Genomic DNA, 13,730 nt, shown 5'->3' with positions numbered 1-13,730 from the left:
TTTCAAAATGGTGAGAGGTGATTATTTACCTTCTTCCATTTTTCTTTTCAATTCTGCTAATGCATCGATATCTCCAAGAGTTGATCTTTCTTCGTTATTTGAAGAAGATGCTACGTTTCTTGTAGAAGCTTCTTTAGCATTTTTCTTCTCTTCATCTCTGAAGATACCTGTGTGAGAAACTACTACTCTCTTGAATTCTTTGTTGAATTCGATCACTTTGAACTCAGCAGTTTCACCTTTTTTGATTTTAGATCCGTCTTCTTTCTCTAATAATCTTGATGGACAGAATGCTTCAACTTCCTGATCTTCGAACTGGATAGAAGCACCTTTATCGTGAACTTCTACTGCAGTTCCTGTGTGTACAGTTCCTTCAGCGTATTTAGTTTCGAATTTATCCCAAGGATTTTCAGTCAATTGCTTGTGACCTAGAGATAATCTTCTTGCCTGGGTATCTAGTTCCAATACTACAACATCTAATTTATCTCCAACTGCACAGAACTCAGATGGGTGCTTGATTTTCTTGGTCCAAGAAAGATCAGAGATGTAGATTAATCCGTCGATTCCTTCTTCTAACTCTACGAATACACCAAAGTTTGTGAAGTTTCTTACAGTTCCTACATGCTTAGATCCTACCGGATATTTAGCTTCGATATTTTCCCATGGATCTTTGCTTAATTGCTTGATACCAAGAGAAATTTTTCTTTCGTCTCTATCTAAAGTAAGTACTTCAGCTTCTACTTCATCACCTACTTTTACAAAGTCACCTGCAGATCTCAAGTGAGTAGACCAAGACATTTCAGAAACGTGGATTAATCCTTCTACACCTGGAGCGATTTCTACGAATGCACCATAGTCAGCAAGAACTACAACTTTTCCTTTTACTTTGTCACCTACTTTTAAGTCAGCAGAAAGAGCATCCCAAGGGTGAGCTTCTAATTGCTTCATACCCAATTGGATTCTTGTTTTCTCATCATCAAAGTCAAGGATAACAACTTTTACAGTTTGTCCGTCCTCAAGGATTTCAGATGGGTGGTTCACTCTAGACCAAGAAAGGTCTGTAATGTGGATCAATCCATCAACACCTCCAAGGTCGATGAATACACCGTAAGAAGTAATATTCTTAACAGTACCTTCAAGAACTTGTCCTTTTTCTAACTGAGCGATGATTTCTTTTTTCTGACCTTCGATATCTGCTTCGATCAATGCTTTGTGAGATACTACTACGTTTTTGAACTCAGGGTTGATTTTCACAACTTTGAACTCCATAGTTTTACCTACGAACTGATCGTAATCTTTAATTGGCTTAACATCAATTTGAGAACCAGGTAAGAATGCTTCGATTCCGTGTACATCAACGATCATACCACCTTTAGTTCTGGATTTCACAAAACCGTTTACAATTTCTCCAGTTTCGTGTAGCTCATTTACTTTATCCCAAGCTTTAAGCGTTCTCGCTTTTTTGTGAGATAACTGTAACTGACCTGATTTGTCTTCTCTTCTGTCAACCATTACTTCTACAACATCACCTACTTTAAGACCTTGATTGTAACGGAATTCGTTAAGAGAAATAACACCTTCAGATTTGAAGTTGATATCTACGATAGCTTCTTTATCAGTTAATCTTACAACTTTACCAGTGATTACATCATTGTCTGTAAGATCATTAAGAGAACCATTGTAGATTTCTTCTAGTTCTTTCTTCTCGTTTCTGTCCTCTGCATTAAGTCCTGATTCGAAAGATTCCCAATCAAATTGTTCTGGTGCTACGTTTTGGTTTAATAAAACCTCTGCTGAATTTGTCTCTTTTGACATTTTCTAAAAAATTTGTATTCCAATTCTTAACGATTCAAAAACTGCGGAATCAAAATATTGGAAGTTGTTAATTATTAATAGTTTACTTTTCTGAATCTGCTCCGCAAAAAGTGGTGCAAAGATATGCTTTTTATTTGAAACTAACAATAGCTTAACAAACTTCAAAACAAATGATAACTTTCTAAAAATCAACAGCAAAATTTAAAATTAACAAGAAAGAAATGCCAAATTCAATTATCATACTTTCAAGTTATCTATCACTTAATATCAAAACAATAAAAGTTTAATAACAAAAAGCTCTACAACATAGTAGAGCTTTATTAATTAATAAAATATTAAAATATTATTGTTTTTTCTTCAGTTCATCACGTATTTCCATTAATAATGCATCTGTAGATGAAGGTCCCGCAGGAACAACTTCTTTTGGTTCATCTTTTTTTAATTTATTTATACCCTTGATAACCAAAAAAAGACAAAACGCAATAACAATGAAAGAAATAGTCGAAGATAAAAAGTTACCATATTTAATGGCAGTTCCCGGAACAACCAGTTGAGAGAGATTTTCCGCATTTATAGCTTTCATAGCCGGGTTTAGAATAGCAGGAGTAATAATATCGTCAACCATAGATGTTACTATTTTTCCAAAAGCACCTCCAATTATTACACCAATTGCTAAATCCAGTACATTTCCTTTGACAGCAAATTCTTTAAATTCTTTTACAAATCCCATAGTTGTATTTTTTATAGTTATATAACAAAAATATAATTTTTTCCTTTAAAAGTCTTTATTTTTTCATTTTTTGTAAAAGTTTTATTAACTAAATTTGATGTTACTCTTTAAACTGTAAAATGAAAATCCTGTCTTCCTCACAAATCAAATCCTGCGATATTGCAACTACTGAAAGTGGAGTCTCATCATTAAATCTGATGGAACGTGCCGCTGCCAAATGCGTGGAATGGATAGAAATGAACTTTAAAACTACAAACAGATTTTTAATATTTTGTGGAACGGGAAATAACGGCGGCGACGGTTTGGCAACAGCAAGAATGCTTTATGAAAAAGGATTTGATGTGGAGGTTTATATCGACAGAGCTAATTTAAATTTCAAGGCAGATGCAGAAATCAATTTCAGAAAAATCAAAAAAATCAGTGGAATTGAAATTAAAGACTTCAGTGATTTCTCAAAAACCATCAAAGAAAAAACCGTTCTTATTGACGCTCTTTTTGGTTATGGATTGAACAGAAAACTATCAGGAAAGGTTAAAAATCTTGTTGAAACGTTAAATCAAACCACACTTCCGAAAGTTTCTATTGATATCCCAACAGGGTTGTTCGCAGATAAAGTAATTGAAAAAGATTCCGTTGTCTTCAAAGCTGATTTTACACTGACTTTCCAGTTTTATAAAAGAAGTTTTCTTCATCCGGAAACCGGAAGGTTCTGTGGAAAAACCGAAGTTTTGGACATTGATTTGGATTCAAAATTTATAGAAGATGCAAAAACAGATTATTTCGTTATTGACAACAGTATAATTCGAAAAATTTACAAACCGAGAGAAGACTTCAGCAACAAAGGCACTTTCGGAAAAAGTATTTTGGTTGGTGGAAGTTATGGTAAAATAGGTGCGGTTTTGATGTCATCATTATCAGCTCTGAGAACAGGTAGCGGATTGACTTTTACAATGGCGCCGGATTGTGGAAATTTGATTTTACAATCTCAAATTCCCGAAGCAATGTTTATTAGCTCCGGCAAAAATTATATTTGTAAAATTGAAATTCAGGATAAAGCGATTTACGGGATTGGTCCTGGATTAGGCAAAGAAAAACAAACCCAAAAAGCTTTATTAGAATTTTTGAAATCATATAAAAATCCTGTAGTTCTTGATGCAGATGCTTTAAATATTTTAGCAGAAAATCAAAATTTAAATTTAATCCCAAAACATTCTGTAATTACCCCGCATCCTTTGGAATTCGAAAGATTGTTTGGTAAAACGGAAAACTCTTTTGACCGAATTGAACTGGCAAAAGAAAAGGCAAAAGACTCACAAATCTTTATCGTACTGAAAGATCATCACACTGCGATTATCACGCCTGATAAAAAAGTGTATTATAATATTACAGGTAATTCCGGAATGGCGAAAGGCGGAAGCGGCGATGTTTTGACAGGAATAATTACATCATTGATTTCTCAAAAATATGAGATCAAAGAAGCCTGCATTTTTAGCGTTTGGCTTCACGGAAAAGCAGGAGATTTTGCTGCTGAAGAATTCTCAAGAGAATCCATGTTACCCACCGATTTAATCAATAAAATAGGAGAAGTTTTCAAGAGTCTGAATTAACGCAATTTAGATTTCAGCATATACAAAACCCCAACTTCGGTTTCGGAAAGATTTTCATTTTTCCGCAAAAGTTTTTTAATTTCTTTTTTAAAATACTGTATGGTATGTCCGTTTTTATAATGTTCAAAAATCCGTGGATCAATGTAAGAATCTCTCGCAACGGAAGGTGTGTTGCCTAATTTTTCAGAAACGGCAACAATTGCATTACGGATTCTCTTTTTAAGTTCTTTTTGTTGCTGCTTTTCGCATATTCCCAATTCATCCAGGATTCCAGCCGCAATCATCGTTCCTGCCCATGTTCTGAAATCTTTTGCAGAAAATTCTTCACCCATGATCTCTTTGATGTATTGATTAAGATCCTGACTTTCAACCGTAATCAGATTATTATCCTTATCATAATATTTGAAAAGCCGATAACCCGGCAGATCCTCTAAATCAGAAATTACTTTTGTCAATTTCGAATTGATAATATGTTTTTCCTGAAATTTTCCTGATTTTCCTTTGTAGGAAAAAATCATTTCATCACCTTCAATATTGAGATGCTTTTTTCGGATGGTTGTCAATCCGTAACTTTTGTTTTGCTGGGTGTACTTTGGGCTGCCAGGACGAAAATAAGCTGAATCTAAAAGCCTTACCATTGCTGCCAGAACTTTTTCCCGGCTCATCTTTTTCTTTCTGAGATGCTGACCGGTCACACGCCTCATGTGTTCAAGATTTTCTGCAAAATGAAGGATTCTGTCAAATTTGTCAGCATCTTTTTTCGCACGGAATCTTGGGTTATATATATATTGTTTACGACCTTTCTGATCGCGCCCAACTGCAAGGATCTTCGCCCGTTTATTTGTCGTTATTTCAACATTGGTCCAAGCCGGTGGAATCACAAGAGATTTGATGTAATCGATTTTTTCCGGATCTTTTAATTTTTCCTTGTTTTTATCAATATAGACAAAGTTTTTTCCGGACGCTTGGCGTGTGAGTTTCATAAACTGATATTTTATATTGACCTTTACAATAAAAATGCCGATTTTGAAATTTTTACAATTACCATAACTCAGAAAATACGAAAGAACAGATTATGTTTTATGATTTTATTAACAGTGACTAACAAGGCTTTTTAAGCTAAAATTTCTATTTTAGCAAAAATTTTTTTGATGCCAAAGACCGTTGACGATTTTAATAAAAGCAGATTGAGATCCAGTAATATTACTGTAGTCATCAGTATTTCACTGGTTTTATTCCTTGTAGGATTATTTGGATTAATATTGATTAATGCTCAGAAATATTCGGATTATATCAAAGAGCAACTTGTAGTAGAAGCTTACTTTGATGAGTATCTTGATCCGAGAGATTCTGCAAAGACTCTGAAATTCCAGGAAGAAACTTTCACAAAAATTAAACAGCAGAATTACGTAAAGCAAGCACAATATATTTCCAAACAACAGGCTTCTGTATTAGCAAAAAAACAATTGGGGATCGATTCTGATGCGCTTTTTGAGGAAGATATTTTCCCGGCATCTGTAGAGGTTACACTTAAACCGGAATTTGTAGATCCTGCAAAAATAGATGGTGTCGTTAATCAACTAAAAGCGATTGATGGTGTTAAAGATGTTGTTAATGACAATCAATTAACCATTGATGTTTATAATAATCTGAACAGAATTTTAACCTGGATTTTAGCATTCTCGATTTTATTTTTGATTGTTGCAATGGTTTTGATTAACAATTCGATAAGATTGAAGATTTTCTCTAAGAGATTCATTATCAAAACAATGCAATTGGTAGGTGCGAAAAGAAGATTCATTCTCATGCCATTTATCAGAGAAGCATTGGTTTTGGGACTGATTGGAGCATTCATCGGGATTTTGGCTTTGGGTGGCGTTTGGTATTATTTTACAAGCCAGATAGGGACACCTTTTGTTCAGGACACTGATCAATATGTGATATTGTTGTTTATAATTTTACTGGTAGGTATTATTATAACCGTTGCAAGTACTATCTTTGCAACCTGGAGATTCTTACGTAGCAACGTAGATGACTTATATTACTCATAACAATGGCAAAGAAGGCAAAAAATAAATATTCTGCAGATCAGTTTGGGAAATCTGAAGAATCTGTTGAAAGAAAATCATTCTACTTCGGGAAAAAGAATTTCAAACTAATGCTTATTGGACTAGGCCTTATTCTATTAGGATTTGTACTAATGATGGGTGCAGATGCCAATACAACTCCCGATGGTAAATTTGACCCCAGTTATTGGAATGAGGATATTTTTTCGTTCCGCAGAATCAGATTAGCCCCGCTTATGGTCATTGCCGGATTTGTAATCCAGATTTTTGCTATACTGAAAAGAAACAAAGATTAAACGCTAAATAAGAAATACAATAACAACTTTGTCTTGGTCAAACTGAGACAAAGTTTTTTTTAATAAACTACAAAACTATGGATTTAGTAAAAGCGATCATCATCGCTATAATAGAAGGTCTTACAGAGTATTTACCTATATCTTCCACTGCTCACATGGGATTTGCAGCAAGTCTTATGGGACTGGAAGAAACCGAGTTTCTAAAGATGTTTCAGGTATCCATTCAGTTTGGGGCAATACTTTCCGTAGTGGTTGCCTATTGGAAAAAGTTCTTTGACTTTAGCAATCTTCAGTTTTATTATAAATTGGCGTTTGCAGTTTTACCAGCCTTGATTATAGGATTTTTCTTAGATGATAAAATCGAAGCCGTTCTTGGAAATCAGATTGCCATCTCATCTGTATTAGTTCTAGGTGGAATTGTTTTGTTATTTGCTGATAATTGGTTCAAGAATCCGGTAGTTCACGATGAAAAGGAAATTACCATTAAAAAAGCGGTAACAATTGGCTTCTGGCAATGTCTGGCAATGATGCCGGGAACAAGCAGAAGTGCAGCTTCTATCATCGGAGGAATGACACAGGGATTATCAAGAAAAGCAGCTGCCGAATTTTCATTTTTTCTGGCAGTTCCAACCATGTTGGCAGTCACAGTTTATTCCGTTTTTGTGAAAACATGGGGAAAAGAAACATCAAATCCGCAAAAAGGCTACGAAATGATCATGGCTTCACAGGATCATATTTTGATTTTTGTAATTGGAAATCTAGTGGCATTTGTTGTTGCTTGGATTGCTATCAAATCCTTTATCGCGTTGCTTAATAAATATGGTTTCAGACCCTGGGGTTGGTACCGTATTTTTGTTGGTGTGGCTTTGTTGATCTATTTTTATTTCTTTAAATAAAATTATTCCGGCAGCTTCCTTTGCTTAAAAAAGCGAGCATAAAATTCAAAACCTCTTATATTTAGAATGACAGCAGAACAATTACAATCCGGGCATATATTTTTACTAGACAAACCTTTGGATTGGACTAGTTTTCAGGCTGTCAATAAGATGAAATATAAACTCAAAAGAGAATTCAAAGAATTACCGAAAAAATTCAAAATTGGACACGCCGGGACTTTAGATCCAAGAGCGACAGGGCTTTTGATTGTTTGCACTGGTAAATTCACAAAGAAAATTCCTGAGATTCAGGATGCTCCAAAAGAATATTGGACAGAGATCAAAATAGGTGTTCAAACCGAATCTTATGACACAGAGAAACCGGAAATCCTACCAACCGATTATTCTCATATTACAGAAAACCGGATTAACCAGGTCTTAGAAAAATTTGTTGGAGAGATCGATCAAAAACCGCCAGTTTTTTCGGCAATAAAAATCGATGGTAATCGCGCCTATGACCTTGCTAGAAAAGGTGAAGAAGTTGAAATGAAATCCAGAAAAACTACCATTCACTATATTAATAATATCGAAATCAATTTGCCATTCGTTTCCTTTACGGTGGGTTGCTCAAAAGGAACTTACATCAGAAGTCTGGCGCACGATATTGGTCAGGAATTGGGCATTGGTGCTTATCTCACACAACTTAGAAGAACCAAAATCGGAGAATATTCTGTTGAGAATGCTACCTCAGATTATCTTGAAAATGAATTTCATTTTAATAATTAAATCTTTTTATTTTATTAAATCCATAGTCATATTTCACAATCAATTAAAACAGCAACCGTTTTATATTAAAAATGGCATTAACATACGACATTACACTATTAAATTTTATCGACCAGATTTCCAATTAATTATAAATTCTAAATCATCAGTTTTTAAAATACGTTCTGAAAAATTATTATATTCTGGATTAGAAAAATATTGTTCTAAGTTATGGATTTGATTAATTTTAATTTTTCTAGGAGTTTGCCCATCAAACATTTCTAAATGTTCTAAAATAATACAATGGATATATTCTTCAACGAGATATCCTTTTTTATTATTGAAAGTATATTTATAAGTCAATAAAGCATCAAATTGAAATAGAGTGTCAGTATACAAATTCATATTTAAAAGTTTAATTTATGGAATATCAAATATATACAAAAAAAGAAATCACAAACAAAATCTATTATCCTCAAAAAATTGAAGGTAATATTTTTAACGGTTATGATATTACTGGTTTAGAAATTGGTAAAATAGACCTAGATGATTTACCAGCAAGTAAATTTCATCCACTGATTTTAGAAATTCCACAATCAAAAATGGATGAACTTAATGAAAAAGGACAAACCATTTTTACAGTTATAACAACTCAAACAATAGTATTGACTAAGCAACTTTAAGATTCTGCCAAGTTAATCTTTTGTTTTCTGTCGTTTGAAGAAATAAATCGAATCTTTGAGCCGTTTTCATTTGTTTAGTATTATATCTAAAAGTTGATTCATTGACATATAATTGAAGATGTTTTCTACTGGTTTTATAATAAACCCCAATAATACTTCTCTTGAGATGTGACCAGTAACATTCTATTGCATTTGTAGTAGTATCTTGGTTGGCATATTGTTTTCTGCCATGATCTACAAAAGTATGTTTATAATAACCTTGGATATTTTTATATGCGTGCCATTCATCCGTCATTACATGAGAACCTGATTTGATATGTTGTTTTAATAGTGGTTGGATAGTCTGAGCTTTTGTATCTTCTATAACAATTGCTTTGACAAAACCAGTAGATTTTTCTACAGCTCCGAACACTGGTGTTTTTTTCTTGAATGAACGCCCTTGAGAGTTTTTGACTTTTTTGTCTGCGTGTCGATTGCGATTTTTGCCACCAACAAAGGTTTCATCACATTGTACAATGCCTTCGAATTGTCTCGAAAATGACTCATGTTCTGTAGCGTGTCTTAACCTTTGTAATATGAAATAAGCTGTCTTTTGAGTTACGGCTAAATCACGTGCTAATTGATAACTGCTGATACCACGCTTATGTGAAGTGTAAAGGTAAATGGCTATAAACCAAGTTTGGAACGAAACTTTAGAGCCTTCAAATATTGTTCGAGTTTTAACAGTAAAATATTTACCTGTGTTCTTACACTTGTATCTATTGTTTTTACAGCTATAAACCTGTGATGTAGAATCAAAAGGACTAACAACACCATTTTTCCAACGAAGATTTTCTAAATATTTAATACAAGATTCTTCGGTTGGAAATGCTCGAATAAGATCTAATATACTACTGAACTTCAACATATTGTGTTGTTTTATTAGTTAACAATATACTAAAAAAATTTGAGATATGCAAATAAAATCATACCTTCGGCTTAGAAAAATTTCGATGAATCATAAAAGAACAATACTTGATGAGTTAAAAAATCAGTACGAAAAGAAATTTTCGGACAAAACTTTCTTTGATGAATTTTTTAAAAAATATGTTCTTGATACAATAACAGACCAAGAACTATTAAAAGAAATCAACCGTAATGATCGGGATATAGAAAATATTCATCCTATTAATTATCTTGATAATTTTAGAATACTCCTAAGAACAATCCGTGTAACCCTTTTATTAGAAATCTCTAAAGACTACAAAGAATTCAAGAGATTAAATAAAAAAATTCAAAAAGATAAAGAACAAATAGATGTAGAATTTGAAAACATATTATCTGCAATAGTAAAAGTAGATACAAAGAAATAAAGCTTCTGATTAGAAGCTTTTTATTTTTTCATAAAATGAATTTCATATATTTGCAATAGACATATCGAAAACAAAGCATTGCTTTTTATCTCTACCTTGCGGAATCTGGTAAATTCAAAAATTAGGTGTAGAATAAATAAGTGAAGTGCTCATGCTATAGGCATGGGCTTTCCTATTTATTACCTAATGGCTTACCAGAGCCTCGCAAGAATAGATGGGCAAAGTCCCATGCTTTTTTGCATTTATAATCTTCACTTTTGGGACTAGGTGAATTAAAATTCATCTTATGAAAAAATTTCTATTTACAATTGGTCTTGTATTACCAACACTGATTTTTGCTCAGGAATCAAAAAAAGAATGTGACCTACCAGCAGATTTTAAAGAGCCATCTAAAATGCCGCGACTGAAAAAATTTATCTCAATAGATAAAAATGTAGATCAAAGTAAAATCATTATCGTTCAAGCTCAAAACGGATATGGTAGCGGTATCTATAATGTATGTGTAGATGGAAAATTGATGAAGTACAAAAAGATGGGATCAATCTTTATGAACTATGATGATAATCCTTTAGATGCGGTTAAGAAATAGTTCGGTTATGAAAAAAATCTTAATTGCATTTTTATTAACAGTGAGCTGTTTTTATTTCGGACAGACTAACATTCAAATGGATCGTTTTAGTTTTCGAAAAACTAATAGTAATTGGGGTGCTTGGCAGACTACTAAGGCTTCAGTAAAATTAGATACTGAATTTCTCATGGTAATCATTAATTATGGTAAAAATCAGGAGACATATACAATTATGAGTTCGGAACCAACTCGTCATACTGGTAATACATTATTACAAGCATGGCATTGTATTGATTCACATGGTAATAAATGTTTAGTCATATTAGGTATTGGAAAGGATAAAAAAAGAACAACAATGCTTAATATAATGTATGATGAGGATGAATATCGACTTGCGGGGTATCTTCAATAAGATTAATCTAAAAATTAACTCTTTTTGAATTAATAAATCTTATTGCTAATTTTACAAAGCATTAATTAGTAAGAATATGGCTCTATTAGTAGATACAAAAATTCAGTATTTTTCAGAAGAAGAAAAACAAATCAAAGTATATGAATATATTGATAAGTTAATTCCTTTATTCCCTGATTTTAAATATTAGTGGAATTGATTCAAGAAAAGAAAAAACATATAATGAAATTGATCCTACACTTGACAGTGCAATGACAAAACCTAAATATTAAAAATAGTAAAATAAAAAACAAAAGACCAGTTGAGATACTGGTCTTATTTATTATGAAAAAATTTATGACTGAATATTATAAAGAAGGAATTTTGTATGGTAAAACTATTAAAGCCCCTTCGTGGGACGAGGCTCAAATAATTGTAAACATGCGAGGTCTTGGAGAAATAGTTATTGGCTATGTTCCTGTATAACCAGAAAATCTAGCATTATTAACTGCATTTTGTCGTGAGGAAAATCCTTCACTTGAAGCTGCAACTATTCTACCATTACTGGAAATAGCACGCCATCTCCAATTGTTACCGGGATCTTGATAAAATTCCCATTTTAAATCACTCATGATAATATGTTTTTATTATAGCTAATATACAAAAAATCAAATAAATACAAAAAAATCAAAGACAGCATAGTGCTGTCTTTTTTTAATTCAAAATAATCGGTGTAACATTGTATGTTAGTGCCTTAAAAATCGAATTATTATGCTAATCTTAATAATAAGTTAAAGTTTAAATTACTATTTAATTCTATTGTTTATTTAATAAAGATGCCCTACTTTAGCCATCCTTTTTTAAAACGAATGTTTAATTTAAATAAATAATATGAAAAAAATTCTATTATCTTTTTTTGCTACATCAGCAATTTTTTATTCTGTCAATGCACAAACAAAAATTTCTTTCGAAAGTTCCGAAGGTTTTACCAATGGTAATATTGATGGACAGAAAGATTGGGACGCTGCAACTTCTTATTTTAAAGTATCAAATAACAGAGCAACTGACGGCGTTAATTCTTTATATATTCAGGATGATGGCAGCGAAGATTGGAGTAATGCTTACACGACAATTCCAAGTTATAGTAAAACTGAAATCTCTGCGGATGTATATTTTGATGGCTTTGATTCTGATTATGCTATAGGATTATACACAGCGGATGGAGATGTAGTTGCTGATTTCTGGTTGACCTATCAGAGCTGGAATGTAGTTGTTTATGACCCTGCCCAGGAAACTTATGTTGAGACCGACTTAGAATGGGATTCTACGACTTGGTATAGCTTCAAGGCGGTAATCGATAAGGCAAATAATACGCTTGAGTATTATGTTAATGGAGATGTTATCTATTCAACAACATTGGGTGCTACAGATTTTTCTCTTTTAGATGTATCTATAGAAAATTATGGTTCCGATTTCAATGTTGATAATATCCAAGTTAAAGACGCTACACTGGCGGTTTCTGAAGCGGGTAAAAAAGACATTTTCACTATATATCCAAACCCAACTGCAGATGTAGTTAATTTTGATCTTCAAAACAAAGTGACTTCTGTTGAAGTTTATGATGCGGCAGGTAAATTGGTTAAGTCCGTGAAAGATGGTACTAAATCTATAAATATTTCTTCTCTTACAAAAGGAAGCTATATTTTGAAAGTAAACGCTGATAACAAAATTTATACTAAGAAAGTAATCAAAAAATAATTAAATTCTGATTGATTAATAAGCTCTACTGAAAAGTGGAGCTTTTTTTATTGTATTCAATTTTAATAAAACATAGCTTTGCTGAAATATTGGTAAGAATTGGAAAAAACAAGAATCAATAAATATTTATCCGAGGTCGGCTATTGTTCCAGAAGGGCCGCAGATAAGCTTTTGGAAGAAGGCCGCATTACTATCAATGGAAAAATTCCGGAACTGGGAACAAAGGTTTCTGATGAAGACGAAATCTTTGTCGACGGAAAATCTATCAGAAAAACTGAAGAAGAATTTGTGTACATTGCTTTCAATAAACCTGTCGGAATCGTTTGTACTACGGACGTAAAAAGGGAGAAAAACAACATTATAGATTACATCAGTCACCCCAAAAGGATTTTCCCGGTTGGACGTTTGGATAAGCCAAGTGAAGGACTTATTCTTTTAACTTCTGATGGCGATATAGTCAACAAAATCCTGCGTGCTAAGAATAATCATGAGAAAGAATATCTGGTAAGAGTTGACAAGCCGATTACGGAAAAATTTCTTGAAAAAATGAGAAATGGTGTTCCGATTCTTGACACCGTTACAAGAAAATGTGAAGTTGAGAAAATTGATACCATGAACTTCCGGATTGTATTGACACAAGGGCTTAATCGCCAGATCCGCAGAATGTGCGAATACCTGGGTTACGAAGTCAAAAAGCTAAAGAGAATCCGTATAATGAATATCAAGCTTGATCTGCCTGTTGGAAAATGGAGAGATTTGACTTCTGGTGAACTTTCGGAACTAAATAAGCTATTATCAGGTTCCACCAAGACATTTGACTGATATTT

At 32.9% G+C, this 13,730-nt stretch carries 17 protein-coding genes; 11 read left to right on the top strand and 6 right to left on the bottom strand.

All coding sequences use genetic code 11. The features are described 5' to 3' along the window. Positions 1-21: 21 nt before the first annotated feature. Both rpsA and mscL read right to left on the bottom strand, forming a co-directional pair. Positions 22-1,812, bottom strand: a complete 1,791-nt coding sequence (gene rpsA / locus QOL71_RS10020; RefSeq protein ID WP_283416787.1) for a 30S ribosomal protein S1 — start codon at positions 1,810-1,812, stop codon at positions 22-24. A 343-nt stretch (positions 1,813-2,155) separates the two neighbouring features. Further along, on the bottom strand, positions 2,156-2,542 hold the full coding sequence (gene mscL / locus QOL71_RS10015; RefSeq protein ID WP_283416786.1) for a large conductance mechanosensitive channel protein MscL: 387 nt from the start codon (positions 2,540-2,542) through the stop codon (positions 2,156-2,158). A gap of 119 nt (positions 2,543-2,661) precedes the next feature. Here mscL and QOL71_RS10010 point away from each other — a divergent pair, with 119 nt between their 5' ends. Then, the gene (locus tag QOL71_RS10010; protein WP_283416785.1) at positions 2,662-4,149 is read left to right on the top strand and encodes an NAD(P)H-hydrate dehydratase; all 1,488 of its coding nucleotides are present in this window, start codon (positions 2,662-2,664) and stop codon (positions 4,147-4,149) included. On the opposite strand, the gene QOL71_RS10005 is transcribed toward QOL71_RS10010, so the two are convergent. Further along, a complete protein-coding gene (locus tag QOL71_RS10005; protein WP_283416784.1) occupies positions 4,146-5,132 on the bottom strand; it encodes a DNA topoisomerase IB in 987 nt (328 codons plus the stop codon). The two genes, QOL71_RS10010 and QOL71_RS10005, sit on opposite strands and share 4 nt — an antisense overlap. A 168-nt stretch (positions 5,133-5,300) precedes the next feature. Between QOL71_RS10005 and QOL71_RS10000 the strand changes: the two genes are divergently transcribed. The 4 genes from QOL71_RS10000 to truB all read left to right on the top strand — a co-directional run bounded on the left by QOL71_RS10000 (position 5,301) and on the right by truB (position 8,172). Further along, entirely contained in the window at positions 5,301-6,200 is a 900-nt protein-coding gene (locus tag QOL71_RS10000) for a cell division protein FtsX (protein ID WP_283416783.1), read from the top strand. A 2-nt stretch (positions 6,201-6,202) separates the two neighbouring features. After that, positions 6,203-6,511, top strand: a complete 309-nt coding sequence (locus QOL71_RS09995; RefSeq protein WP_283416782.1) for a DUF3098 domain-containing protein — start codon at positions 6,203-6,205, stop codon at positions 6,509-6,511. A gap of 77 nt (positions 6,512-6,588) precedes the next feature. Further along, positions 6,589-7,407: an undecaprenyl-diphosphate phosphatase gene (locus QOL71_RS09990; protein WP_283416781.1), complete on the top strand. Its 819-nt coding sequence runs from the start codon at positions 6,589-6,591 to the stop codon at positions 7,405-7,407. Between the two features lie 66 nt (positions 7,408-7,473). Further along, a complete protein-coding gene (truB, locus tag QOL71_RS09985; protein WP_283416780.1) occupies positions 7,474-8,172 on the top strand; it encodes a tRNA pseudouridine(55) synthase TruB in 699 nt (232 codons plus the stop codon). Between the two features lie 105 nt (positions 8,173-8,277). On the opposite strand, the gene QOL71_RS09980 is transcribed toward truB, so the two are convergent. Next, complete coding sequence (locus QOL71_RS09980) at positions 8,278-8,556, bottom strand: hypothetical protein (RefSeq protein WP_283416779.1); 279 nt, start codon at positions 8,554-8,556, stop codon at positions 8,278-8,280. Between the two features lie 17 nt (positions 8,557-8,573). Here QOL71_RS09980 and QOL71_RS09975 point away from each other — a divergent pair, with 17 nt between their 5' ends. Continuing rightward, entirely contained in the window at positions 8,574-8,834 is a 261-nt protein-coding gene (locus tag QOL71_RS09975) for a hypothetical protein (protein ID WP_283416778.1), read from the top strand. Here QOL71_RS09975 and QOL71_RS09970 read toward each other — a convergent pair. Beyond that, a complete protein-coding gene (locus QOL71_RS09970) occupies positions 8,821-9,741 on the bottom strand; it encodes an IS1595 family transposase (protein ID WP_283416777.1) in 921 nt (306 codons plus the stop codon). The genes QOL71_RS09975 and QOL71_RS09970 overlap by 14 nt on opposite strands. A gap of 85 nt (positions 9,742-9,826) precedes the next feature. Between QOL71_RS09970 and QOL71_RS09965 the strand changes: the two genes are divergently transcribed. From QOL71_RS09965 to QOL71_RS09955, 3 genes are all read left to right on the top strand, one after another. Next, a complete protein-coding gene (locus QOL71_RS09965) occupies positions 9,827-10,186 on the top strand; it encodes a hypothetical protein (protein ID WP_283416776.1) in 360 nt (119 codons plus the stop codon). A 286-nt stretch (positions 10,187-10,472) separates the two neighbouring features. After that, on the top strand, positions 10,473-10,775 hold the full coding sequence (locus QOL71_RS09960; protein WP_283416775.1) for a hypothetical protein: 303 nt from the start codon (positions 10,473-10,475) through the stop codon (positions 10,773-10,775). Between the two features lie 7 nt (positions 10,776-10,782). After that, on the top strand, positions 10,783-11,166 hold the full coding sequence (locus QOL71_RS09955; protein ID WP_283416774.1) for a hypothetical protein: 384 nt from the start codon (positions 10,783-10,785) through the stop codon (positions 11,164-11,166). A gap of 449 nt (positions 11,167-11,615) precedes the next feature. Here QOL71_RS09955 and QOL71_RS09950 read toward each other — a convergent pair whose 3' ends face one another. Further along, positions 11,616-11,777 carry a YegP family protein gene (locus tag QOL71_RS09950; protein ID WP_283416773.1) on the bottom strand — a complete coding sequence of 54 codons (162 nt, stop codon included), beginning with the start codon at positions 11,775-11,777 and terminating at the stop codon, positions 11,616-11,618. A gap of 259 nt (positions 11,778-12,036) precedes the next feature. Between QOL71_RS09950 and QOL71_RS09945 the strand changes: the two genes are divergently transcribed. Together QOL71_RS09945 and rluF are read left to right on the top strand one after the other, a co-directional pair. Beyond that, positions 12,037-12,903: a T9SS type A sorting domain-containing protein gene (locus QOL71_RS09945; RefSeq protein ID WP_283416772.1), complete on the top strand. Its 867-nt coding sequence runs from the start codon at positions 12,037-12,039 to the stop codon at positions 12,901-12,903. Positions 12,904-13,002: 99 nt separating this feature from the next. Then, positions 13,003-13,725: a 23S rRNA pseudouridine(2604) synthase RluF gene (gene rluF, locus QOL71_RS09940; protein WP_283416771.1), complete on the top strand. Its 723-nt coding sequence runs from the start codon at positions 13,003-13,005 to the stop codon at positions 13,723-13,725. Positions 13,726-13,730: the final 5 nt, after the last annotated feature.

Origin of the sequence: Epilithonimonas pallida (genome assembly GCF_900182975.1) — a bacterium.
Classification (GTDB): domain Bacteria; phylum Bacteroidota; class Bacteroidia; order Flavobacteriales; family Weeksellaceae; genus Epilithonimonas; species Epilithonimonas pallida.
The sequence above is the reverse complement of the archived record's forward strand: the minus strand, read 5'-3'. Positions and strand labels throughout refer to the sequence as shown.